This is a genomic window from Microbacterium sp. CIAB417, from assembly GCF_022788845.1.
On record NZ_JAHZUT010000001.1, the window covers coordinates 1195005 to 1218676 of the forward strand.

The 23672-nt window shown below is 70.2% G+C and carries 26 protein-coding genes; 14 read left to right on the top strand and 12 right to left on the bottom strand.

Annotated elements, in window-relative coordinates:
• Positions 1-55: 55 nt before the first annotated feature.
• From KYX17_RS05915 to moaA, 7 genes are all read left to right on the top strand, one after another.
• On the top strand, positions 56-3787 hold the full coding sequence (locus KYX17_RS05915) for a nitrate reductase subunit alpha (RefSeq protein ID WP_243225966.1): 3732 nt from the start codon (positions 56-58) through the stop codon (positions 3785-3787).
• Positions 3787-5430, top strand: coding sequence for a nitrate reductase subunit beta (gene narH / locus KYX17_RS05920; RefSeq protein ID WP_243225967.1), 1644 nt, complete (start codon positions 3787-3789; stop codon positions 5428-5430). Before KYX17_RS05915 ends, narH begins: the two co-directional genes overlap by 1 nt.
• A 23-nt stretch (positions 5431-5453) precedes the next feature.
• Positions 5454-6146 (top strand): nitrate reductase molybdenum cofactor assembly chaperone, encoded by a 693-nt coding sequence (gene narJ / locus KYX17_RS05925; protein ID WP_243225969.1) that lies wholly within the window; start codon positions 5454-5456, stop codon positions 6144-6146.
• Entirely contained in the window at positions 6143-6901 is a 759-nt protein-coding gene (gene narI / locus KYX17_RS05930; protein ID WP_243225971.1) for a respiratory nitrate reductase subunit gamma, read from the top strand. Before narJ ends, narI begins: the two co-directional genes overlap by 4 nt.
• 64 nt (positions 6902-6965) lie before the next feature.
• Positions 6966-7442 carry a molybdenum cofactor biosynthesis protein B gene (locus KYX17_RS05935; protein WP_243225972.1) on the top strand — a complete coding sequence of 159 codons (477 nt, stop codon included), beginning with the start codon at positions 6966-6968 and terminating at the stop codon, positions 7440-7442.
• Positions 7439-7852 carry a molybdenum cofactor biosynthesis protein MoaE gene (locus KYX17_RS05940; RefSeq protein WP_243225973.1) on the top strand — a complete coding sequence of 138 codons (414 nt, stop codon included), beginning with the start codon at positions 7439-7441 and terminating at the stop codon, positions 7850-7852. The genes KYX17_RS05935 and KYX17_RS05940 overlap by 4 nt, the downstream gene beginning before the upstream one ends.
• On the top strand, positions 7849-8856 hold the full coding sequence (gene moaA, locus KYX17_RS05945; RefSeq protein WP_243225974.1) for a GTP 3',8-cyclase MoaA: 1008 nt from the start codon (positions 7849-7851) through the stop codon (positions 8854-8856). The genes KYX17_RS05940 and moaA overlap by 4 nt, the downstream gene beginning before the upstream one ends.
• Positions 8857-8862: 6 nt before the next feature.
• On the opposite strand, the gene KYX17_RS32225 is transcribed toward moaA, so the two are convergent.
• The 9 genes from KYX17_RS32225 to KYX17_RS05985 all read right to left on the bottom strand — a co-directional run bounded on the left by KYX17_RS32225 (position 8863) and on the right by KYX17_RS05985 (position 14242).
• Entirely contained in the window at positions 8863-9135 is a 273-nt protein-coding gene (locus KYX17_RS32225; protein WP_308220841.1) for a DUF6767 domain-containing protein, read from the bottom strand.
• The gene (locus KYX17_RS05950) at positions 9095-9766 is read right to left on the bottom strand and encodes a thioredoxin domain-containing protein (protein ID WP_243225976.1); all 672 of its coding nucleotides are present in this window, start codon (positions 9764-9766) and stop codon (positions 9095-9097) included. The genes KYX17_RS32225 and KYX17_RS05950 overlap by 41 nt, the downstream gene beginning before the upstream one ends.
• Entirely contained in the window at positions 9714-10268 is a 555-nt protein-coding gene (gene nrdI, locus KYX17_RS05955) for a class Ib ribonucleoside-diphosphate reductase assembly flavoprotein NrdI (protein WP_308220842.1), read from the bottom strand. Before nrdI ends, KYX17_RS05950 begins: the two co-directional genes overlap by 53 nt.
• Positions 10269-10365: 97 nt before the next feature.
• Positions 10366-10602 carry a MoaD/ThiS family protein gene (locus KYX17_RS05960; protein ID WP_243225977.1) on the bottom strand — a complete coding sequence of 79 codons (237 nt, stop codon included), beginning with the start codon at positions 10600-10602 and terminating at the stop codon, positions 10366-10368.
• The gene (locus tag KYX17_RS05965; RefSeq protein ID WP_243225978.1) at positions 10599-10835 is read right to left on the bottom strand and encodes a DUF6457 domain-containing protein; all 237 of its coding nucleotides are present in this window, start codon (positions 10833-10835) and stop codon (positions 10599-10601) included. The genes KYX17_RS05960 and KYX17_RS05965 overlap by 4 nt, the downstream gene beginning before the upstream one ends.
• A complete protein-coding gene (locus KYX17_RS05970) occupies positions 10832-11449 on the bottom strand; it encodes a molybdenum cofactor guanylyltransferase (RefSeq protein ID WP_243225979.1) in 618 nt (205 codons plus the stop codon). Before KYX17_RS05970 ends, KYX17_RS05965 begins: the two co-directional genes overlap by 4 nt.
• Entirely contained in the window at positions 11446-11910 is a 465-nt protein-coding gene (gene moaC / locus KYX17_RS05975) for a cyclic pyranopterin monophosphate synthase MoaC (RefSeq protein ID WP_243225980.1), read from the bottom strand. Before moaC ends, KYX17_RS05970 begins: the two co-directional genes overlap by 4 nt.
• A complete protein-coding gene (gene glp / locus KYX17_RS05980; protein WP_243225981.1) occupies positions 11907-13139 on the bottom strand; it encodes a gephyrin-like molybdotransferase Glp in 1233 nt (410 codons plus the stop codon). Before glp ends, moaC begins: the two co-directional genes overlap by 4 nt.
• On the bottom strand, positions 13136-14242 hold the full coding sequence (locus tag KYX17_RS05985; protein WP_243225982.1) for a ThiF family adenylyltransferase: 1107 nt from the start codon (positions 14240-14242) through the stop codon (positions 13136-13138). The genes glp and KYX17_RS05985 overlap by 4 nt, the downstream gene beginning before the upstream one ends.
• A 130-nt stretch (positions 14243-14372) precedes the next feature.
• Here KYX17_RS05985 and KYX17_RS05990 point away from each other — a divergent pair, with 130 nt between their 5' ends.
• From KYX17_RS05990 to KYX17_RS06005, 4 genes are read left to right on the top strand one after another with little or no spacing between them, the layout of a single operon-like run.
• Entirely contained in the window at positions 14373-14786 is a 414-nt protein-coding gene (locus tag KYX17_RS05990; RefSeq protein ID WP_243225983.1) for a molybdopterin-binding protein, read from the top strand.
• A complete protein-coding gene (gene modA, locus KYX17_RS05995) occupies positions 14783-15550 on the top strand; it encodes a molybdate ABC transporter substrate-binding protein (RefSeq protein WP_243225984.1) in 768 nt (255 codons plus the stop codon). The genes KYX17_RS05990 and modA overlap by 4 nt, the downstream gene beginning before the upstream one ends.
• Positions 15547-16335 carry an ABC transporter permease gene (locus tag KYX17_RS06000; protein WP_243225985.1) on the top strand — a complete coding sequence of 263 codons (789 nt, stop codon included), beginning with the start codon at positions 15547-15549 and terminating at the stop codon, positions 16333-16335. Before modA ends, KYX17_RS06000 begins: the two co-directional genes overlap by 4 nt.
• A complete protein-coding gene (locus tag KYX17_RS06005; protein WP_243225986.1) occupies positions 16332-17408 on the top strand; it encodes a sulfate/molybdate ABC transporter ATP-binding protein in 1077 nt (358 codons plus the stop codon). Before KYX17_RS06000 ends, KYX17_RS06005 begins: the two co-directional genes overlap by 4 nt.
• Positions 17409-17496: 88 nt before the next feature.
• Here KYX17_RS06005 and rpsA read toward each other — a convergent pair whose 3' ends face one another.
• Entirely contained in the window at positions 17497-18954 is a 1458-nt protein-coding gene (gene rpsA / locus KYX17_RS06010; RefSeq protein ID WP_243225987.1) for a 30S ribosomal protein S1, read from the bottom strand.
• 213 nt (positions 18955-19167) lie between these two features.
• Between rpsA and KYX17_RS06015 the strand changes: the two genes are divergently transcribed.
• The 3 genes from KYX17_RS06015 to KYX17_RS06025 are packed head-to-tail and all read left to right on the top strand — an operon-like array spanning position 19168 to position 21503.
• Entirely contained in the window at positions 19168-19716 is a 549-nt protein-coding gene (locus tag KYX17_RS06015) for a hypothetical protein (protein ID WP_243225988.1), read from the top strand.
• Between the two features lie 47 nt (positions 19717-19763).
• A complete protein-coding gene (locus KYX17_RS06020; protein ID WP_243225989.1) occupies positions 19764-20540 on the top strand; it encodes a hypothetical protein in 777 nt (258 codons plus the stop codon).
• 42 nt (positions 20541-20582) lie between these two features.
• Positions 20583-21503, top strand: coding sequence for a 5'-3' exonuclease (locus KYX17_RS06025; RefSeq protein ID WP_243225991.1), 921 nt, complete (start codon positions 20583-20585; stop codon positions 21501-21503).
• A gap of 21 nt (positions 21504-21524) precedes the next feature.
• On the opposite strand, the gene KYX17_RS06030 is transcribed toward KYX17_RS06025, so the two are convergent.
• Both KYX17_RS06030 and trpD read right to left on the bottom strand, forming a co-directional pair.
• Positions 21525-22511: a PHP domain-containing protein gene (locus KYX17_RS06030; protein ID WP_243225993.1), complete on the bottom strand. Its 987-nt coding sequence runs from the start codon at positions 22509-22511 to the stop codon at positions 21525-21527.
• A gap of 5 nt (positions 22512-22516) precedes the next feature.
• Positions 22517-23581, bottom strand: a complete 1065-nt coding sequence (gene trpD / locus KYX17_RS06035) for an anthranilate phosphoribosyltransferase (RefSeq protein WP_243225994.1) — start codon at positions 23579-23581, stop codon at positions 22517-22519.
• Positions 23582-23672: the final 91 nt, after the last annotated feature.

Below are 23672 nucleotides of genomic sequence, written 5' to 3' on the forward strand. Positions count from 1 at the left end.
GGCCTAACCTGCGGTCCGAACGGCATGCTGGGCACTGTCGACCAGGAGGCTCCCCATGACACCTGAGATCCGAACCCGCAGCACGCCTGCGACCGACGGCCCGCTAGCGGATGCGCTGCTGTCGATGGGGCGGTTCCTGCGCCCCGGAGAGACGAGCGAGGACCTGCGGGCGCTGTTCCTGGAAGGCGGGCGATCCGGGGACGCCTTCTATCGAGACCGCTGGTCGCACGACAAGGTGGTCCGTTCGACCCACGGGGTGAACTGCACCGGTTCCTGCTCGTGGAAGGTGTACGTCAAGGACGGCATCATCACGTGGGAGGCGCAACAGACCGACTACCCCAGCGTCGGCCCGGACTCCCCCGAGTACGAGCCCCGCGGATGCCCGCGCGGCGCAGCCTTCAGCTGGTACACCTACTCGCCCACGCGCGTGCGCTATCCGTACATCCGATCGGTGCTGGCCGGACTCTACCGCGAGGCGAAGCAGCGGCACCCGGATCCGGTCGACGCGTGGGCGAGCATCGTCGAGGACCCGGACCTCGCCGCGCAGTACAAGCGAGCCAGGGGCAAGGGAGGTCTCGTCCGCACGAGCTGGGAGGAGGCGATCGAGATCGCCGCGGCCGCGCACGTGCACACGGTGAAGACCTACGGGCCGGATCGGATCGCCGGGTTCTCCCCGATCCCGGCGATGTCGATGGTGTCACACGGCGCGGGCTCCCGGTTCCTGAACCTCCTGGGCGGCACGATGCTGTCGTTCTACGACTGGTACGCCGATCTGCCGGTCGCGAGCCCCCAGGTGTTCGGCGACCAGACCGACGTCCCCGAGTCGGCCGACTGGTTCAACGCCGGCTACCTCATCATGTGGGGATCCAACGTCCCCGTGACCCGCACTCCGGACGCTCATTTCATGACGGAGGCGCGCTACCGCGGCCAGAAGGTCGTCACGGTGTCGCCGGACTACACGGACAACACGAAGTTCGCCGACGAGTGGGTCTCCCCGCACCCGGGGACGGATGCGGCGCTCGCCCTCGCGATGGGACACGTGATCCTCACCGAGCACTTCGTGCGCACGCGCACCGCGCGCTTCGAGGACTACATGCGTCGATACACCGACGCGCCGTTCCTCGTCGCGCTCGAGCGCAACGGCGACGCGCTCGTGCCGGGCAAGTTCGTCACGGCGAGCGATCTGGACACGGATGCCGCGGCCACCGACCACGCCGATTTCAAGCCGGTCCTCCTCGACGCCGACGGGACGCCGGTCGTGCCGAACGGATCGCTCGGACACCGCTTCAGCCCGGAAGACCGCGGGCGATGGAACCTCGATCTCGGGGACGTCGTACCGCCGTTGTCCATCGCCGACCTCCCCGCGTGGGACTCCGCCGCGGCGGAGATCGCGCTGCCGCGCTTCGACGTCGCCCCGGAGGAGGGGCAGGAGCACGCCGGCGGCTCCGGCACCGTCCTGCGCGGCGTCCCGGTCATGACGGTCGCGGGCAGGACCGTGACCACTGTGTTCGACCTGATGCTCGCACAGTACGGCGTCGGCCGTGACGGACTGCCCGGCACATGGCCCACGGGCTACGACGACCCGACATCCCCGGGGACACCGGCCTGGCAGGAGGAGCTCACGTCGGTGCCGGCCGAGCAGGCCACCCGCATCGGCCGGGAGTTCGCCGACAACGCCGAACGCAGCGGCGGGCGATCGATGATCCTCATGGGCGCGGGCACGAACCACTGGTTCCACTCGGACACGATCTACCGCACGTTCCTCGCGCTGACGACGATGACCGGCTGCCAGGGCGTGAACGGCGGCGGGTGGGCGCACTACGTCGGCCAGGAGAAGGTCCGTCCGGTCACCGGCTACACGCAGTACGCCACGGCCGCGGACTGGAACCGCCCTCCGCGTCTCGCGATCGGCACCGGCTTCTGGTACCTCGCCACCGACCAGTGGCGCTACGACGGCCTCCCGGCCGATCAGCTGTCCTCGCCGCTCGCGCGCGGCGTGTTCGCGGACCGCATGACCGCGGACTGCATGGTCGAATCGGTCAAGCGCGGCTGGATGCCGGCGTTCCCCACGTACTCGCGCAACCCGCTGGATCTGTGCGACGAGGCCGAGGCCGCGGGAAAGGAGCCCGCGCAGCACGTCGTCGACTCCCTGCAGGACGGCTCGCTCGAATACGCGATCGAGGACCCGGACGATCCGGCGAACTTCCCCCGCATCGTGCTCGTGTGGCGGGCGAACATCCTGGGCTCCTCCGGCAAGGGCAACGAATACTTCCTCAAGCATCTGCTGGGCACGGATTCCGCGGTGCGTGCGTCCGAGAGCGCTCCGGGCTCGCGCCCGCGTGACATGCGCTGGCACGACGAAGCGCCCGAGGGCAAGCTCGACCTGCTGGTGACGAGCGACTTCCGGATGACGAGCACGACGCTGTTCAGCGACATCGTGCTGCCCACCGCCACGTGGTATGAGAAGCACGATCTGTCCTCCACGGACATGCACCCGTTCATCCACTCGTTCAACCCCGCCATCCAGCCGCCCTGGCAGACGAAGACCGACTACGACACCTTCCGTCTGCTCGCCGAGAAGTTCTCCGAACTCGCCCGCACGCATCTGGGCGTGCGCCGCGATCTCGTCGCCGTGCCGCTGCAGCACGACACCCCGGACGTCCTGGCCACCCCGCACGGACGCGTCCAGGACCTCCCTCTCGAACCCGGCGTGACGATGCCGAAGCTCGTGGTCGTGGAACGCGATTACCCGAACCTCGCCGAGAAGTGGAAGTCGCTCGGCCCGCTCACCACGAAGCTCGGCATGACGACCAAGGGCATCACGTATCACCCCGAACCGGAACTCGAACGTCTGGCGCGGCTGAACGGCACGGTCGAGACCGGTCCCTGCCGAGGGTCGGTCCGACTGGACTCGGACAAGCGGGTCTGCGAGATGATCCTCGCCCTGTCCGGCACCTCGAACGGACGTCTGGCGACCCAGGGGTTCCGCACGCTCGAAGAGCACACCGGTCAGAAGATGGCGTTCCTCGCTGAGGAGCACGAGGGCTCCTCGATCTCGTTCGCCGACGTCCAGGTACAGCCGCGCAGCGTCATCACCTCGCCGGAGTGGTCGGGATCCGAGCACGGCGGACGGCGCTACACGGCCTTCGCCATCAACGTGGAGCATCTGAAGCCCTGGCACACGCTGACCGGCCGCCAGCACTTCTACCTCGACCACGACTGGATGGAGGAGCTCGGCGAGAATCTGCCGATCTACCGTCCGCCGCTGGACATGGCGCGGCTGTTCGACTCGCGCCCGGTGGGCGATGTGCGCGACGAAGGGCGCGGGACCGAGGTCTCGGTGCGCTACCTCACTCCCCATTCGAAATGGTCGATCCACTCGGAGTACCAGGACAACCTCTTCATGCTGGCACTCTCGCGCGGCGGCCCCACGATCTGGATGAGCGTCCAGGACGCCGCCAAGGCCGGCATCCGCGACAACGACTGGATCGAGTCGTACAACCGCAACGGCGTCGTGGTGGCCCGCGCGATCGTCTCGCACCGCATGCCGGAGGGCACCGTCTTCATGTACCACGCGAAGGATCGCACGGTCGATGTGCCGATCGCCGAGACGAGCGGCCTGCGCGGCGGCATCCACAACTCCCTCACCCGCATCCTGCTCAAGCCGAGCCACCTCATCGGCGGCTACGCGCAGCTGGCCTGGGCGTTCAACTATCTCGGCCCGACCGGAAACCAGCGCGACGAGATCACGACGATCCGCCGGCGCAGCCAGGAGGTGCAGTACTGATGAAGGTCATGGCGCAGATGTCGATGGTGATGAACCTCGACAAGTGCATCGGATGCCACACCTGCTCGGTCACCTGCAAGCAGGCGTGGACGAACCGCACGGGTGTCGAGTACGTCTGGTTCAACAACGTCGAGACCCGTCCCGGAGTCGGCTACCCCCGCGGGTACGAGGACCAGGACCGCTGGGAGGGCGGCTGGGTGCGCAACCGGCGCGGCCGCCTGAAGCTGCGCAGCGGCGGGCGCCTGGCCAAGCTCATGCGCATCTTCTCGAACCCGAACCTCCCCGAGATCCACGACTACTACGAGCCGTGGACCTACGACTACGACATGCTGCTGAACGCCCCGGCGGGCTCGCAGACGCCCGTGGCCAAGCCCAAGAGCCTGCTCACCGGCGAGGACATGAAGATCTCCTGGTCGGCGAACTGGGACGACGATCTCGGCGGGTCCCAGGAGACCATGCAGCAGGACCCCATCCTGAAGAAGATGAGCGACGAGGTCTCGGCCGAGTTCGAGAAGGCGTTCATGTTCTACCTCCCCCGCATCTGCGAGCACTGCCTGAACCCCTCGTGCGTGGCATCCTGCCCGTCCGGCGCGATGTACAAGCGCGCCGAGGACGGCATCGTGCTCGTCGACCAGGACGCCTGCCGCGGCTGGCGGATGTGCGTGTCCGGATGCCCGTACAAGAAGGTCTACTTCAATCACAGGACCGGCAAGGCCGAGAAGTGCACGATGTGCTACCCGCGCATCGAGGTGGGACTGCCCACCGTGTGCTCGGAGACGTGCGTCGGACGGCTGCGCTATCTCGGTCTCGTGCTGTACGACGCCGATCGCGTGGCCGAGGCCGCGTCGGTCGAGGACGAGCAGGCCCTTCTCGCGGCGCAGCGCTCGATCATCCTGGACCCGAACGACCCGGCGGTCATCGAGCAGGCGCGCGCCGACGGCATCCCCGAGGACTGGCTCGACGCCGCGCGTCGCAGCCCGATCTGGCGCCTCATCCAGCAGTACGAGGTCGCGCTCCCCCTGCACCCCGAGTACCGCACGATGCCGATGGTCTGGTACATCCCACCGCTCTCCCCCGTGGTGGACGTCGTGACCGGTTCCGGCAACGACGGCGAGGATGCTCGCACGCTGTTCGCCGCGATCGACAAGCTGCGCATCCCCATCGGCTATCTCGCCGAGCTGTTCACCGCCGGCGACACCCGCCCGGTGGATCACGCGCTGCGCCGGCTGGCGGCCATGCGCTCCTACATGCGGGGCATCAATCTCGACGACGAGCGCGACGAGCGCATCGCGACGGCGGTGGGGATGACCGGCACCAAGGTCGAGGAGATGTACCGCCTTCTCGCGATCGCGAAGTACGAGGAGCGCTACGTGATCCCCGCGGCGCACACCGAGCGCGCGCACGAGCTCGAGGAGATGGCCTGCTCGCTGGATTACGAGGACGGCCCTGGTATGGGCGGCGCGGGCCCTTTCGGGTCCTCGAGCGGACGGCCCGTGCCGGTCGCCGTGGAGAACTTCCACGCGCTGCAGAACCGCCAGACGGCCGACCGGCCGTCCTCGCCGGGCCGGGTGAACCTGCTGAACTGGGACGGCAACGGGTCGCCGGAAGGGCTGTTCCCGCCGTCGCCGGAGCGGGAGTCGTGATGCGCGGTGCGCTCTCGACTCGGGTGACGCCGCGACGCGGCCTGCCCGAGGCGCTGGCGCCGGTGGAGCTGTCCTCCGCCCAGCGCGCACGCGCGCACATGCTCGCCTCCCTGCTGCTCGACTACCCGGACGCCGCGTGGTTCGCCCGCCTGCCCGAGCTCCGCGGGCACGCCGAGGCTCTGCCCGCGGCACTGCGCGACCCGCTGGTGACGTTCCTGACGACAGCGCAGGATGCCGGAGCCGACGCCTTCCAGCGCGCGTACGTCGCGACGTTCGACCTCAAGCGCAAGTGCAGCCTGTACCTCAGCTACTACGCCACCGGCGACACCCGCAAGCGCGGCACGGCGCTGGTGACGTTCCTGGAGGCGTATCGCGCCGCGGGGTGGGAGTTCGATGCGGCGGAGCTGCCGGACTTCCTGCCCGCTGTCCTGGAGTTCTCGGCGCGATCGGACTCCGAGGTCGCCGAGGCGCTGCTGTCGGCGCACGTAGAGGGCATCGAGGTTCTGCGCGCTGCCCTGGAGGGCATGGACAGCCCCTGGGCGGGGGTCGTGCGCACCGTGACGCTGTCGTTGCCGCCGGTGTCCGCCGCGACGCGCGAACGCGTGCTCGAGCTGGTCACCGAGGGTCCTCCCGTCGAGACGGTCGGGTTGAGCTTCCTCGGCAACCTCGCCCCGTTCTCTCCCACGACTTCCCAGACCATGAAGGAGCCGTCATGAGCACGCTGAACGTGCTGGTGTGGGTCGCGCTGCCCTACGTGTGCTTCGCCGTCTTCGTCCTCGGCCACATCTGGCGCTACCGCTACGACAAGTTCGGCTGGACGACCCGCAGCAGCCAGGTCTACGAGAACCGGCTGCTGCGGTGGGGATCACCCATGTTCCACCTCGGCATCCTCATGGTGATCGCAGGCCACGTGGTGGGACTGCTCATCCCCCGCGAATGGCTGTACGCGATCGGGATAACGGAGGAGGCCTACCACATCGGCGCGACCGTGCTGGGAACGTTCGCCGCCGTGCTCACGCTCGCGGGGCTCGCGATCCTCATCTACCGCCGGCGCGTGGTCGGACCGGTGTTCCTCGCGACGACGCGCATGGACAAGTTCATGTACGTCATGCTCGGCGCCACGCTGCTCTTCGGCACGGCCGCGACGGTCGTGCACCAGGTGTTCGGCGGCGGTTTCCACTACCGGGAGACCGTGTCGCCGTGGTTCCGCAGCCTGATCCTGTTCCAGCCGCAGCCCGAGCTCATGATCGGGGTCCCGCTGCTGTTCCAGCTGCACGTGATCACGGCGTGCCTGCTCTTCGCGCTGTGGCCCTTCACCCGACTCGTGCACGTGTTCTCCGCCCCCGTGGGCTACCTCTTCCGTCCCTACATCGTGTACCGCTCGCGCGATGACGTCCGCGGATCCCGCGACACGAAGCGCGGCTGGGATCCGGTGACCACGCCCGATCCCGACAAACTGCGCAGGCTGTGACATCCGGCGGTAACACGCGTCGTCCTAGACTGACGCCAGGACGACGCAGCGACAGGAGCCACCGGTGAGCAGAACCGCACGTGTCATCACGGTCTCCGATCGCGCGGCGGAGGGGCTCCGCGAAGACCTGTCGGGTCCGGCCGCGGTCGAGCTGCTCCACGCATCCGGCTGGGCGGCGCACGTCACGATCGTTCCCGACGAGACCGCGCGCATCGCGGCGGCGATCCGGATGGCCGCCGCCGACGGCGCACGCCTGATCATCACGACCGGCGGCACCGGGATCAGTCCGCGCGACGTCACCCCCGAGGCGACGCTCCCCCTGCTCGATCCCGTCATCCCGGGGATCGCGGAGGAGGTGCGCCGGATCGGCGCCGCGAAGCTGCCCACCGCCCTGCTGTCGCGCGGCGTCGCCGGGATCCACGAGGCCGCTCTGGTCGTGAATCTCGCCGGCTCCCCCGGCGCGGTCCGCGACGGCGTCCCGCTCATCCTCGGCCTCGTCGACCACGTCCTGTCCCAGAGAGCGGGAGGCGATCACGCGTGATCGTCCGCACCGCGATCTCCGACGTCGACCTCGACGTCCCCGCCCACCTGGATGCCGTGGCGCACGACGCGGCGGGCGCCACGGCGCTGTTCGTCGGGACGGTGCGCGACCACGACCCCGGTGCGTCCGGCGAGGTCGTGCGCCTGGAGTACAGCGCGCACCCGGATGCCGCGGCCACGCTCGCGGACCTCGCCGCGGCGATGGACGCCGACGACCTGCGCATCGCCGTGACCCACCGGATCGGCACGCTCACCGTGGGCGAGGTGGCGATCGTGTGCGCGGTCTCCAGTGCGCACCGTGCGGAGGCGTTCGAGGTCAGCCGCGCGCTGGTCGAGAGGATCAAGGCGCAGCTGCCGGTGTGGAAGCGTCAGGTGACGGCGGACGGCACGACGAACTGGGTAGGACTGTGACGGCGTTCGACGGCCCGCTCGTCGACCGGTTCGGGCGCGTGCACCGCGATCTGCGCATCTCGCTGACCGACCGATGCAACCTGCGCTGCACTTACTGCATGCCCGCGGAGGGCGTGCCCTGGCTCGCCAAGCAGAACATCCTGTCCACGGACGAGATCGAGCGCGTGGCCGGCATCCTCGCCCGGCTCGGCATCATCGAGGTGCGCCTCACCGGCGGCGAGCCGCTGCTGCGCCCCGATCTCGTGGACGTCGTCCGCCGCCTCGCACGGATCGAAGGCGACGAGGGCCAGCTGCGGGTGTCGCTCACGACCAACGGCATCCGCCTGGACCGGATCATCGACGACCTCGTCGCCGCCGGGCTGGAGCGGGTCAACATCAGCCTGGACACCGTCCGTCCTGACCGCTTCGCCGAGCTGACCCGCCGCGATCGCGTCGAGGACGTGCTGCGCGGCATCCAGGCGGCCCGTGACAGCGGCCTTCGCCCCCTCAAGCTCAACACCGTCGCGATGCGCGGCGTCAACGACGACGAGTTCTGCGACCTGCTGCGTTTCGCTCAGCAGCACGAGGCCGAACTGCGGTTCATCGAGCAGATGCCCCTGGATGCCGGGCACATCTGGTCGCGGCAGAGAATGGTTCCCGCCGAGGAGATCCTGGAGAAGCTGTCCGCCGAGTTCCGGTTGACCCCCGCGGGAGACCGTGGATCGAGCCCCGCGGAGATCCACCTGGTGGACGGCGGACCGACGACGGTCGGCGTGATCGCCTCCGTCTCCGCTCCGTTCTGCGGCTCGTGCGACCGCGTGCGGATCACGGCCGACGGGCAGGTGCGCAACTGCCTGTTCGCCCGGGAGGAGTCCGACCTGTCGGCGCTGCTGCGCGGGGGCGCGGACGATGAGCAGATCGCTCGGATGCTGCGGACGAACATCGAGGGCAAGCGCGCCGGTCACGGGATCGACGATCCGGGTTTCCTCCAGCCCGTGCGCCCGATGTCCGCGATCGGCGGCTGACGCCCCTCAGCGCTGCGCTCGCCGAGCCTCGGCCGCGGCGCGGGTGTGCGGACGCAGGTCCTCGCGAAGCTCTGGATCGCCCATCACGAGCCAGACCGTGGCGCAGTCGTGCGGGCCGTGCGCGCCCGGCTGGCAGAGCGTGCACGGCTCCTGCGGGCGCAACGGGCACCGGGGATCGGGTCGGCGTCGTGTCGTCATGTCGTGTCTCCGGGCGATCGATGTGCGCGCCCAAGCGTGGTCAGTCGCCTTGGCCTCCGCGGATGAAATCCTCCACGGCATCCGCGTCGGCGGTGTCGCCGGTGAAGGCCGTGCCGTCGACGATCAGCGTCGGCGTTCCCTCGATCGACGGGAGGTCGGCGCCCGAGATGCCCTCGATCGCACTGTCGTTGGAGAGCTGGACCCATTCGCCGTACGGCCGCGCCTCGACGCAGGCGGTGATGTCCTCGACCCCGGCTGCTTCGAGCACGTCGACGATCTCGTCATCGCTGAGCCCCGTGGTCTGCTCCTGGGGCTGAGCGGTGAAGATCGCCCGCACGGCATCCAGCAGACGGTCGGGCTGCGACACCGCGACGCACGTGAGCGCGGAGCCGGCACGCGTCGAGTACTCCGAGCCCTGCGAAGCCCGGTCGAGGAAGTTCATCAGATGGATCGAGTAAGTGATGTCGCCGTCGTCGACCATGTCGGCGATGCTCTCTCCGGCCGCGTCCTCGAACTCGTGACAGGTCGGGCAGAAGGGATCGACCCAGACCTGCACATCGATCGGCCCGTCGCCGACCACCAGGGCCAGGTCGTCGAAGTGCGCGGCGCCCTCTGCGCCCTGGGGGATCCCGGCGCCCGTCGTCGCGGTCGCCTCGGGCTCATCGGTGCTCTGCGGTGCGGCGCATCCCCCGAGCAGCAGGGTCGAAGCCACCGCGATCGATGTGAGTGCTCGCCGTCCTGCGGAGCGCGTCATCATGGTTCGTCCTCTCGTCATCGCGGATGCTCAGGCGATCCGCGTCGAGCGCCGCGAGGATGCGACGCCCGTCCTCCACATCCCAGGGCGTGCCCTGCAGCTCGAACTCGAACAGCACGGGCCTGCCCGAGGCTCTCGCGATCTGCCGGCATGCGGCCTGATAGTGGGATCCGAAGTTGCGGTTCCCCGACCCCATGACACCGACCAGCCTGCGCCGCGTGAGCGGATGCCACAGGAATCGGCGCACGGCCTCGGGGATGGTGTCGTTGGCGCGATTGCCGGTCTTGTACGAAGGCGTCAGCAGCACCCAGGCCGCCGCAGGCACGGATCGGCGCACGTCGCGCACAGCGAGGTCGAACACCGGCCGCTCGAGGCGCTCGGCGAACTGCCTCACCATTCCGGAGCTGCTGGAGAAGAAGTACACGGGGATGCGTCCACGCCAGTTCGAGGTGTCCGACACGATCACTCCGTTCGCCGCTGGGTGCCCTCGGGCAATTGTCCCGCCGTCGACCGCGCCCCTTCCGGCGTTGACGCCGGAAGAATTGCCCCGCCCCCGATCAGCCGCCTGCGAACGGCGGGAGCACGTCGACCGTCGCCGTCGCCGGCACCGCGTCGTCGTCCGCGAGCGTCGCGCCGTCGACGCGGATGGCGCACCGGTCGAGCACGCGAGAGAACTCCGCGCCGTGTTCGTGCCGCAGCTGCGCGCGCAGGTCGCCGAGCGTGAGCTCCGCGGCGATGGTCTGCTCCTCGCGTCCGGCGGCCTCCGCCGCCGCGGCGAAGTAGCGGACTCTCATGCCTGCTCCCCGACCTGCGCACGCACGACGGCGATCGCCGCCTCGACGGGCATGCCCTGTGCGACGGCACGACCGATGAGGTAGATGCTGACGGGTCCCGCCGGCCGGGTCACGGCATGCGCGACGTCTCGTGTCACCTGCAGCAGATCGGCGATGGGGACGTCCTCCTGCACGCCCAGCGCAGCGGCGAGCTTCGCCGACCAGTCCGCGAGCTCCTGTGGTGTGTCGGTCATGCCGTCTCCCTTCTCCATCGGCCGGCATCCTCCGCCGGGGAATCGCCGCGGAACGCCGCGATGTCGTCCCACGTGTCGAGATCCGCCGATGCGCCCGCCGGATCGTCGATCTCGTGCACGCGCAGCCCTCGGCTGAGCCGGCGCATCGATGATCCGTCGACCTCGTCCAGAGCGGCGACGGCTCGGCGAAGAGCGGCGGCGCGATAGCGACCGGCGAGCGGTTGCGCGCGCCCCTGAGCGTCCCGGAGCACGACGGCGTCGGCATCCGCCGGGAGCTCGGCGCGCGACAGCAGGTCGACGACGCCGGCGGCGTTCGGCAGATCGCACGCGAGCAGCCAGGTCTCCTCGACGTCGGCGGGAAGCTCCGCGACGGCCGCGGCGATCGCCGCCACCGGACCGCCGAACGGCGGATCCTCCCGCACGACGCGCACGCCGGTCCGTGCCAGGTGCTCGGGGCCGGCGACGATGACGGGATCGCACCCGGAGACCGCCAGCACGACGATGTCGATCAGCATCCGTCCGCCGATCTCGACCTCCGCCTTGTCCGCGCCGCCCAGTCGCGTCGCCCGTCCACCGGCGAGGATGACGGCCGCTCGGCGCGGGGCCGCGTTCACCGCACCCACTCCCCGCTCTTGCCTCCGGTCTTGCGCACGAGCTGCACGTTCGCGATCTCGACTGTCTTGTCCATGCCCTTGACCATGTCGATCACCGTGAGAGCGGCGACGCTGACGGCGGTGAGCGCCTCCATCTCGACCCCGGTGCGGTCCGCGGTGCGCACAGTCGCCGTGATCGCCACGCCCTCGTCGACGACGTCGAGGTCCACGGTGGCCCCGTGCACCCCGATGATGTGCGCGAGCGGGATCAGCTCTGCTGTCCGCTTCGCCCCCTGGACGCCGGCGATCCGCGCGACCGCCAGCACGTCCCCCTTGGGCGTCGTGCCGTCGCGCAGGGCGGCGACGACGCCTGCGTGGCAGCGGACCAGTCCCTGCGCCGTCGCGCTGCGGATCGTCGGCTGCTTCTCGGTGACGTCGACCATCCGCGCGTGTCCGTGCTCGTCGAGGTGGGTGAAACTCATCGCTGCTCCTTCTGCGTGCTCACCAGCATGACATCCACGAGGTCGCCGACCTCGACGCGGGAGGTCTCGGCCGGCACGATGGCCAGGTCCGTCGCCTGAGCGAGGGAGGCGACCAGGTGCGATCCGCTGCCGCCCCCGGATGCCGGGACCACCGCACCGTCGGAGAACACGACCGGCAGCACCTGCGCCCGGCCTGGCGGGCATGTCCACGCCCGCCCGGCCGGCGCAGAGACCCGTGGACGATCGATGTCGGCCCGGCCGGCGAGCGCGCGCACGGCGGGTCGGACGAACATCTCGAAGGACACCGCGACGCTGACCGGGTTGCCCGGCAGGCAGAACAGCAGCGTTCCGTCGGATGCCGAGCCGAACCCCTGCGGCTTGCCGGGCTGCATCGCCACGGCGTCGAAGCGCACGGGGCCGCGCCCGGGCCCCGCCTCGTCGAGCACCGCCTTGACGACGTCGAACGCTCCGACGCTCGCCCCTCCCGACAGCACGATGAGATCCGCGTCGAGGCTCGCCAGCACGGCCCGCAGGGCGGATTCGTCGTCGGCGACCGTCGCCACGCGCACGATCTCCGCCCCGGTCCCGCGCAGCGCCGCGGCGAGCAGCCGCGAGTTCGACTCCGGGATCTGACCGCGCCGCGGTTCGGCTCCGGGTGCGACGAGCTCCGATCCCGTCGAGACGACAGCCGCGCGGGGCGCCGGATGCGCGAGGACGCGATCGTGCCCTGCCGAGGCGATCGTGGCGAGCTGCCATGGCCCCAGCACCGTCCCGGCGCGGACGACGACGGCTCCCGCCGAGACGTCCTCACCCCGGCGGCGGATGTGGGCGCCGGCCGACGGCGCGCGTGTGACGGTGATGCGCTCGGGGGCGACGGCTCCGGTGAAGACGCCCAGATCCGTGTGCTCCACGGGGACGACGGCATCGGCATCCGCGGGCACGGGAGCACCCGTCATGATCCGGACCGCCTCGCCGTGACCGAACGCCGGGTCCTCCCCCGATCCGGCGGGAATGTCCGCGACGACACGCAGGACGGCCCCCTCGTGCGCGTCGGCGGCGCGCACGGCGTAGCCGTCCATCGCCGAGTTGTCGAACAGCGGGACCGGCCAGCGGGCCGCGACATCCGCCGCGAGAACGAGACCGCTCGCCTCGTCCAGGGCATGGGCCCGCGGCGGCAGGGCCGCGGCGGCGGCGAGGATCCGGGACCGATGGTCCGCGACGGTGATCACGCCGCTCCCGTCGTGTCCCGCGTGCGGGACCACGCCGCATAGCTGCCGTCGAGCAGCAGGATCTCGGCGTGCGGATGCGCCGCGCGCAGCACGGATGCCGCCGCACGCGCTCGAGGACCGGTCTGGCAGAACACGACGATGCGGCGATCAGCCTCGACCGCCGTGGGGTCGGCGCGCAGCCGCCCGAGCGGGAGCGAACGCGCCCCCGGGATGCTGCCCGCCAGGAACTCGTGCTCCTCCCGCACGTCGAGCAGCAGGGCGTCACCGAGGTCCTCCAGCTCGTCGGGCCGGATCGAGCGGATCGTGACCGTCTCGTGGTGGGCGTCCGACGCCCGGGATGCCGGCACCAGCCGCACCTCGCGCGTCCGCGCGGAGAGCGCGTCGATCACCAGCATCCGCCCGACCACGGGGTCCCCGATGCCGCATACGAGCTTGACGGCCTCGGCGGCGAGGATCGCCCCCAGCTGTCCGCACAGCGCGCCCAGGACTCCGGCATCCGCGCACGAGGGGACATCCTCCGGCGGCGGAGCGGTCGGGAACACGTCGCGCAGTCGCACGGGCGTCCCGGTGGGAGGGCGGGACCAGAACACCGTCGCCTGCGCATCGAAGCGGAGCACGGACCCCCACACCAGGGGGACGCCAAGAGCGTCACAGGCGTCGGCCACGGCGTAACGGGTGTCGAAGGTGTCGCTGCCGTCGATGACGATGTCGTAGCCCGCGAGCATCCGCCCGGCGTTCTCGGCGGTCAGTCGCTCGTGCGCGCGGATCACCGTCGTGTGCGGCGACAGCGAGCGGATCCGCTCGGCGGCGACATGCCCCTTCGGCCGCCCGACATCGTCGACACCGAAGATCACCTGCCGTTGCAGATTCGACGTGTCGACGACGTCGTCGTCGACGATGCAGATCGTCCCGATCCCCGCCGACGCGAGATACAGCAGCACGGGCGACCCGAGTCCTCCCGCCCCGATCACGCACACGCGCGCGGCGAACAGCCGACGCTGTCCGTCTTCGCCGATCTCGGGGAGGCGGATCTGTCGCGCGGCGCGCTCGCGCTCGCCGTCGGGAAGCGCAGGGGCCGGGGCGACCAGCGGAGGGAAGGCCATGTCCCCACGGTACCGCTCGGCGGCCGCGGCGGATGCGTGTGTGTCCGTGAGAATCCACCGGCGCTCTCGAACCGCACTCACGGGATTTTCCACACTCTGCATCCGCATGTGCGGATATAGAGTGGCAGTCATGACCGCATTCCGAATCCGCGATGCAGCTCGTCTGTTGTCCGTCAGCGACGACACCGTGCGCCGGTGGATCGACGGCGGGCAGCTCGCAGCCCGCCGAGACGAGTCCGGCCGCCGGATCGTCGACGGCGTGGATCTCGCCGCGCACCTCACCCGCGCATCGGGCGGACCGGACGATCCTCTCGAACGATCCTCCAGCGCCCGCAATCGCTTCGTCGGGATCGTCACGGCTGTGACGTCCGACACCGTGATGTCGCAGGTCGAGATGCAGTGCGGCCCGCATCGGGTCGTGTCGCTCATGTCCACCGAGGCCGTGCGCGAGCTCGGACTCGAGGTCGGCAGCCTCGCGACGGCGATCGTGAAGGCGACCACGGTGATCGTGGAGACGCCGCGCTCGAGCGACGGTGCGCGATGACGCGTCCGAGGCCCGCCCTCGCGATCCTCGCGGCGGCCGCGTTGGCGCTGAGCGGATGCGCGACCACGGCCGAGGAGGATCCGGCCCGCTCGGAGCCGCTGGTCGTCTTCGCGGCGGCGTCCCTGCAGGGAACGTTCGACGAACTCGCCGAGGCGTTCGTCGCCGAGCATCCGGAGTACTCCGTCGACCCGATCCGCTACGACGGATCGCAGGCTCTCGCGACGCAGATCATCGACGGCGCGGACGTCGACGTGGTCGCCTTCGCGAACGAGTCCAGTCTCGAGCCGGTCACCGCCGCCGGGCGCACAGACGCCGGCGACGTCTTCGCCACGAACACGCTGCGGATCGCCGTCGCCCCCGGGAACCCGAAGGGCATCGCGGATCTTCCCGACCTCGCGGACCCCGATCTCGCGGTGGTGCTGTGCGCCCCCGAAGTCCCGTGCGGCGAGGCCGCGCGGACCCTGCTCTCGAACGCCGGAGTCCCGGTGACCGCCGTCAGCGAGGAGACGAGTGTCACCGGCGTCACCACGCGCGTCGCCGGGGGCGAGGCGGATGCCGGACTCGTGTACGCCACGGACATCGCGGGCTCCGGCGGAGAGCTGGAGGGCATCGTCCCGAGCGGGGCGGATGCCGTCGTCAACCGCTACCCGATCGCGGTGGCCGAGGATGCCCGCTCCCCCGTGGCGGCGCAGGCGTTCGTCGATTTCGTGCTGTCGGATGACGGGCAGCGGATCCTCGCTCAGGCGGGCTTCGGGACGCCGTGAACCTGCCTCGCGGGCTGTACGTCCCGGCGATCGCCGCGATCGCCCTGCTCGTGCTGCCGATCGTCGGGCTGATCTCCCGCGTGCGGTGGGAACGACTGGGCGAGGATCTGCTCTCCCCCGCCGCCCTCAGCGCGCTCGGGCTGTCGCTCGGGACCGCTGCCTGCGCGACCGTGCTGTGCCTGCTGCTGGGCGGACCGCTGGCGATCGTGATCGCCCGCGCACCGCGCCGGGTGGCCTCGGTGCTGCGCACGCTCGTGCTCGTGCCGCTCGTGCTGCCACCCATGGTCGGCGGCCTCGCCCTGCTCGCGCTGCTCGGGCGCAGCGGTCTCGTCGGGCGCCCGCTGTTCGAGGCCACCGGGTTCAGCCTGCCCTACACCACGGCTGCAGTCGTGGTGGCGCAGGCGTTCGTGTCGCTGCCGTTCCTCGTGATCGCTCTCGAGGGCGCCCTGCGCACCTCCGGCATCGGGCACGAGCAGGTGGCCGCCACGCTGGGTGCCGGGCGGTGGCGCGTCCTCGTGCAGATCACACTGCCCCTCGTGCTCCCCGGTCTCGTCGCCGGCACCGTGCTGTGCTTCGCGCGAGCGCTGGGAGAGTTCGGCGCGACCGCCCTGTTCGCCGGCAACGCCGAGGGCACGACCCGGACGATGCCGCTCGCGATCTACACGGCGTTCAACGGCGTCAGCGTGACCCAGGACTCGGCCGTCGCCCTGTCGCTGCTGCTGCTCGTCAGCGCGGCCGTGGTCGTGAGCGGCCTGCGCTCCTGGCGAGAGGACGCCGTACGATGACGCCGCGAGCCGGCGAGCTGCGCGCGGAGGTCACCGTGCGCCGCGAGGCGTTCGAGGTGGCGGCGACGCTCGAGCTGGAGCCGGGTGGACGGCTTGCGGTGCTCGGCCCGAACGGCTCCGGCAAGTCGACGCTGCTGGCCGCGCTCGCCGGACTCGTTCCGCTCTCCTCCGGACGCGTGCTGCTCGACGGGCGGGTCCTCGAGCAGGCCGGTGCGGTGCGCCGAGGTCCCGAAGAACGTCGGATCGGCCTGCTCGACCAGAAGCCGCGACTCTTCCCCCATCTGACGGCGGCGCAGAACGTCGCCTTCGGGCCACGGGCGCGCGGTGCGGGGCGCGCAGCGGCGCTCGTCATCGCTCACGACTGGCTGGACCGCGTCGGACTGGCGGACCGCGGGGAGGCCGCGCCGCACGAGTTGTCCGGAGGGCAGCAGCAGCGGGTCGCGATCGCCCGCGCCTTCGCCGCAGAGCCTCACGTGATCCTGCTCGACGAGCCGTTCTCCGCGCTGGACGCCGAGAGCGCGCCGGTGGTGCGGCGGCTGCTCTCCGCGGAGTTGTCCCGGACCGGAACATCCGCGGTCCTCGTCACGCACGATCTCGCGGACGCCTGGCAACTCGCGGACGACTGCGTCGTGCTCCACGAGGGCCGGGTGGTCGAGCGCGGCTCGCCGGCTGAGCTCGCCGCGCGCCCGAAGCATCCCTTCACGGCACGACTGAGCGGATTCAGCGTCGTCGAGGGACGGTGGACCGGGGACGCCCTCGACGTCGGCGACGGCATCCGTCTGCCGGGGCGCACCGCGGAGCCGATCGCCCCCGGGGAGCCCGCGTTCGCCGCCATCGCCCCGCAGGACGTGGTGCTCGTCACCTCCGATGCACCGAAGACGGATGCCGAGACGACCTTCGTGCTGTCGGCGGTGTCGTCCCAGGCCGGAGCCCTGCGGCTGGAGCATCACTCGGGTCTCGCCCTGGTCACGGCAGTGGAGATGTTCGAAGGCCGCCCGCTCCCCCGCGTCGGCGACCGGGTGCGGGTCCGGCCCGGCCCGGTGACCGTGCAACGGGCGCCGCGGACGCGCTGAGCCGGCCTGATGCGGGTTCCGGCATCCGCCCTGAGATGCGGAACGGGCCGCCACCCGAAGGTGACGACCCGTTCCGTTGGAGCGATGCTTACGCGTTGCCGCCCGAGAGCTTCTCGCGCAGAGCGGCGAGAGCCTCGTCGTCCGCGAGCGTGCCGGCACCGGCCGAGTCGCTCGTGAAGGACTGACCGGCGGCGAAGTCGTCGCCGGCAGCAGCCTCGGCCTCGGCCGCCTTGGCGACCGCGACCTTGTGCGCCTCCCAGCGAGCCTGGGCCGCAGCATACTCCTGCTCCCATGCCTCGCGAGCGGCGTCGAAGCCTTCCTTCCAGGCGCCCGTCTCGGGGTCGAAGCCCTCCGGGTACTTGTACTCGCCGTTCTCGTCGTACTCGGCGAGCATGCCGTACAGGGCCGGGTCGAACTCGGTGCCGAACGGGTCGACCGACTCGTTGGCCTGCTTGAGGGACAGCGAGATGCGGCGACGCTCGAGGTCGATGTCGATGACCTTGACGAAGACCTCTTCGCCGACGGAGACGACCTGCTCAGCCAGCTCGACGTGCTTGCTGGAGAGCTCGGAGATGTGCACGAGGCCCTCGATGCCGTCTGCGACGCGCACGAACGCACCGAACGGAACGAGCTTGGTGACCTTGCCCGGTGCGATCTGGCCGATCGCGTGGGTGCGGGCGAAGACCTGCCACGGGTCCTCCTGCGTCGCCTTCAGCGACAGGGAGACGCGCTCGCGGTCGAGGTCGACCTCGAGGATCTCGACGGTGACCTCCTGGCCCACCTCGACGACCTCGGAGGCGTGCTCGATGTGCTTCCAGGACAGCTCGGAGACGTGCACGAGGCCGTCCACGCCGCCCAGGTCGACGAACGCACCGAAGTTGACGATCGAGGACACGACACCCTTGCGGACCTGACCCTTGTGCAGGTTGTTGAGGAAGGTCGTGCGCGACTCGGACTGCGTCTGCTCCAGCAGCGCGCGGCGGGAGAGCACCACGTTGTTGCGGTTCTTGTCGAGCTCGAGGATCTTGGCCTCGATCTCCTGGCCGAGGTACGGCGTGAGGTCGCGGACGCGGCGGAGCTCGATCAGCGATGCCGGCAGGAAGCCGCGCAGGCCGATGTCGACGATGAGGCCACCCTTGACGACCTCGATGACGGTGCCGGTGACGACGCCGTCGTTCTCCTTGATCTTCTCGACGTCGCCCCAGGCGCGCTCGTACTGCGCACGCTTCTTGGAGAGGATCAGTCGGCCTTCCTTGTCCTCCTTCTGGAGGACGAGGGCCTCGACCTGGTCGCCGACGGCGACGACCTCGTTGGGGTCGACGTCGTGCTTGATGGAGAGCTCGCGCGAGGGGATGACGCCCTCGGTCTTGTACCCGACGTCGAGCAGAACCTCGTCGCGGTCGATCTTGACGATCGTGCCCTCGATGATGTCGCCGTCGTTGAAGAACTTCAGGGTCTTCTCGACCGCGGCCAGGAAGTCCTCGGCAGATCCGATGTCGTTGATCGCGACCTGCTTGGTGGCCGGGGCGGTCGTTGCGGTAGTCATGTAGTGGGTTGTCCTTGTTGAATGGATGCTCGGGCTCTCGCACCGACGTGCGCACACGTGACTGATGGCCGAGAGCGGATGGATTGTGGAGTGCTGCCACGAAGGCACGCGCCAGCGCGCCACAAGTGACACTTCAGATTACCAGGTTCTCCGCCGATTGTCGCCTGTGGATAACTCCCGCTGATGCCGCGGGGTTGGCGTTACGGTGAGCGGGTGACCTTCTCGCGCATCGGACGCCTCCGCCTGACCGCCGCGTGCCTCGTCGTGCTCGCGGCCGGCTCGCTCGCCGCCTGCGCGCCGGAACCGGAGCCGACGCCTACCCCCACGGCCGCCTTCTCGTCCGAGGAGGAGGCGTTCGCCGCCGCGGAAGAGGTGTACCGGGCGTACCTCGATGCGTTCAACCAAGTAGACCTTCAAGATCCCGCGACCTTCGAGGCGCTCAATCAGTACACAACGGGGCAATATCAGGCCGACGAACGAGAGCAGCTATCTGAAATGCACGCCGAAGGCTATACGCGGACAGGAGCTATCGAGCTACTCACGTTCTCGGGGCATTCCCTTGAAGAATCCGAGATAGTCGCTCGATCCTGTGAGGACGTCACGAACCTCAGTATCTTGGATTCCCAGGGTCAATCGATCGTGGCGGCGGACCGCCCGGATCAATACGCTCTGGACATCACCTTCACGATTTCAGGCAAGGACGACTCCGTTCGAATCACGAACTCTGAAGCCGTCGAAGACTCGTCATGCGCAGCGCAATAGGCCTTCTCGTTTCGGCACTTCTCATCGCGCCGATGATTGGGCCTCCCGTGGTTGTACGGACCTGCACACCCCTCGAGCGCGCTACAGGGACTTGCACGGTCCGTGACACCAACACCGGCACCGAACTCGTCATCGACGGTTCGCGCACCGAAGAGGGAACGCGCGGAGAGCAGAGCGACGGTACCGATTCCCCCGGCACCGCCCCGGAGGACGACGGCTGGTACACCACCTACGAGTACGACTTCGGCACCTGCCTCGAGCACTGGAGCAACTACATCGGCTGCTTCCTCGCACGCGAGGAAGCAGAGGAACCGGCCGAGGAGGACTCGGCGCCCGCACTGCCCGCGATCACGATCAGCGACCTGGCCCGCTTCGCTCCCGACGGCACGACCGTCGTCGCGGAGCCCGAGAACGTCGGGGTCGCCGGGCTCCCCACGAACTTCGTCGCCGCCGCGTCAGCGCAGACCGTCGAGGGCGAACTCTTCGGCTACCCGATCAGCGTGCGCTTCACGCCGGCGGGGTTCGACTTCGACTACGGAGACGGCAGCACGACCACGACGACGGACGGCGGGCGCAGCTGGGCTGACCTCGACCAGGCCCAGTTCACTCCGACGCCGACGAGCCACGCCTATGCCGAGCGCGGCGAGTACCTCGCGTCCGTCGATGTCCGTTACACGGCTGAGATCGACCTCGGCATCGGATGGCTGCCGATCGACGGTCAGGTCACGAGCGAGGGCGCCGACCAGCGGATCCGCATCTTCGAGGCGCACACCGCGCTCGTGGCATTCACGTGCGAGCAGAAGCCGTCCTCCCCCGGCTGCTGACGCACGGCCGGCGGCGTCCGCACCCTATGCCATGCTGAACCCATGAGCGACAGGCTGATGCTGCTGGACACCGCGAGCCTCTACTTCCGGGCATTCTACGGCGTGCCCGACAAGGTGACGGCACCGGACGGTTCCCCGATCAACGCCGCACGCGGCCTGCTCGACATGATCGCCAAGCTCGTCAGCACCTACCAGCCGACCCACCTCGTCGCCTGCTGGGACGACGACTGGCGTCCGCAGTGGCGCGTCGATCTCATCCCCAGCTACAAAGCGCACCGCGTCGTCGAGGTCGTCCCGAACGGCGCCGACGTCGAAGAGGTGCCCGACCCGCTCGAGGCGCAGATCCCGCTCATCCGCGCTGAGCTCGAGGCGCTCGGCATCCCGATCATCGGAGTCGCCGCCCACGAGGCCGACGACGTGATCGGCACGCTCGCGACGCGCTCCACCCTGCCGGTCGACGTCGTCACCGGCGACCGAGACCTCTTCCAGCTGATCGACGACGCCCGCGACATCCGCATCGTCTACACGGCGCGCGGCATGAGCAACCTCGAGGTCCTCACCGAGGCGAGCGTCGTCGCGAAGTACGGCGTGCTGCCCTCGCAGTACGCGGACTTCGCCACCATGCGCGGCGACGCCTCCGACGGACTGCCCGGTGTCCCCGGCATCGGCGAGAAGACGGCGGCCACCTTGCTCCAGACCCACGGCGACCTCGCCGGGATCCGCGCCGCGGCGCTGGCCGGCGAAGGCATGTCCGCGGGCATCCGCGCCAAGATCATCGCCGCCTCCGACTACCTCGACGTCGCACCGACCGTCGTGCTCGTCGCCCGCGACCTCGACATCGCTGTGCCGTCCATTCGGCTGGGCGGGCTCGACGACGCCGCCAAGGATGCCGCGACCGCCCTCGCGACGAGCTGGAACCTGGGCACGTCGATGACGCGAGCCCTCGCCGCACTCCCCGACTGAATCACGCGTCGAGGGCCTAGGTCACTCCGCCCAGGCCAGCAGCCGGTCGACTCCCCAGGTCGTCACGATCCGCGCAGCCGGCACCCCGGCGCGTTCCGCGCGCAGTGCCCCGTGATCCAGCAGCGACAGCTGACCGGGCGCGTGCGCATCGGAGTCGATCGAGAACAGGCATCCCTCGTCGAGGGCGATCGCGATGAGTTCGTCCGGCGGATCCTGCCGCTCCGGGCGGGAGTTGATCTCGACCGCGACCCCGTGCTCGGCGCACGCTGCGAACACCGCGCGGGCGTCGAAGTCGGAGGGCGGACGTGTGCCCCGGTCTCCCTGCACGAGCCGGCCCGTGCAGTGTCCGAGCACGTTCGCGCGCCCCGACGCCACCGCCGCGAGCATGCGAGCGGTCATGCCCGCGGCATCCATGCGGAGCTTCGAATGCACGGAGGCCACCACGATGTCGAGCTCGTCGAGCAGATCCGGCTCCTGATCCAGGGCGCCGTCCTCCAGGATGTCCACCTCGATGCCGGCGAGCACGCGCAGACCGGAGTCCGACGCGCCGCGCACGAGCGGGATCTGCTCGCGGAGCCGCTCGGCGGAGAGGCCTCGCGCGACGCGCAGCCGCGGCGAGTGGTCGGTGATCGCCAGGTACTCGTGCCCGAGCGCCCGCGCGGCATCGACCATGGTGCCGATCGGCGTCGTGCCGTCGGACCAGTCCGTGTGCGCGTGCAGGTCACCGCGCAGCAGCGGGCGAAGCTGCGAGGTCAGCTCCGGCTCGACCTCCCCGCGCAGCTCGATCAGATAGCGCGGGACCTCGCCGGCCTGCGCCTGGCGGATCACCTCGAACGTGGAGTCCCCGATGCCCTTGGCAGCGCGCAGCCGCACGGGATCGGCGCGCACGTCATCCGGCAGGTCCTGGAACGTGGCCGCTGCCTGACGGAACGCCTTCGCTCTATAGCGCGACGCCCGCTCGCGCTCCAGCAGCGCGGCGATCTCGAGGAGCGCGGCTGCCGGATCCATGATCGTCAGGCCGTGGCCAGCTCGCGGGACACGGACACCCATTCGTCGAGCTTCGCGGCCGCCCGACCGTCGTCGACCGCATCTCCGGCCTTGGCGTAGGCGTCGCGCAGCCGGTCGAGGATGGGGCGCTGCACCTGTGAGGCATCCTGCGACAGCTCGAACGCGACGATCCCGGCGGCGGCGTTGAGCAGGACGATGTCGCGCACGGGCCCCTGCTCCCCCGCAAGCGTCCGCCGCAGCACGTCGGCGTTGTGCTCCGGCGAGCCGCCGATCAGGTCGGCCAGGTCGGCCAGCGGGATGCCGAGGTCGCGAGGATCGAGGTCGTGCTCGTGGATGTCGCCGCGCGACACCTCCCAGATGCGGCTGTGGCCGGTCGTCGTCAGCTCGTCGAGTCCGTCGTCGCCACGGAAGACGAGCGCGGTCGCGCCGCGGGTGCGGAAGACCCCGGTGATGAGCGGCACGCGCTCCAACTGCGCGACGCCGACCGCGTTCGCCTCGGCACGGGCCGGATTGCACAGCGGGCCGAGCATGTTGAACACCGTCGGGATGCCGAGCTCGGCGCGCGCGGCCCCGGCATGCTTGAATCCCGGATGGAAGGCGGCTGCCCACGCGAACGTGATGCCGGTGCGATCGAGCACGGAGGCGACGTGCTCCGGCGAGAGCGAAAGTTCCAGGCCGAGCGCGCCGAGGACGTCGGATGCGCCCGAGGACGAGCTGGCCGCACGGTTGCCGTGCTTGACGACGGGGATGCCGGTCGCGCCGATGATGACGGCCGCCGTGGTCGAGATGTTCACGGTGCCGACGCGGTCGCCGCCGGTGCCGACGATGTCCAGGACGTCCGGAGACACCGGCAGAGGCACTGCTGCTTCGAGGATGGCGTCGCGGAAGCCGACGATCTCATCGATCGTCTCGCCCTTCGCGCGCAGCGCGACGAGGAAGCCCGCCAGAGCCGCGTCGCCGACGTTCCCCTGCATGACCTGGCGCATGGCCCACGTGGACTCCCACACGCTCAGATCGCGCCGCTCGAGGAGGGTCGTGAGCACATCGGACCAGGTCAGGGATTCAGCCATGTGTGCGATCCTATCGGCGCGCAGAATTTCCTCGAGACCCGCCGAACGTCGCGGGCATCCGCTTTTCCCTTGAATTCACCGCAGATTCGCA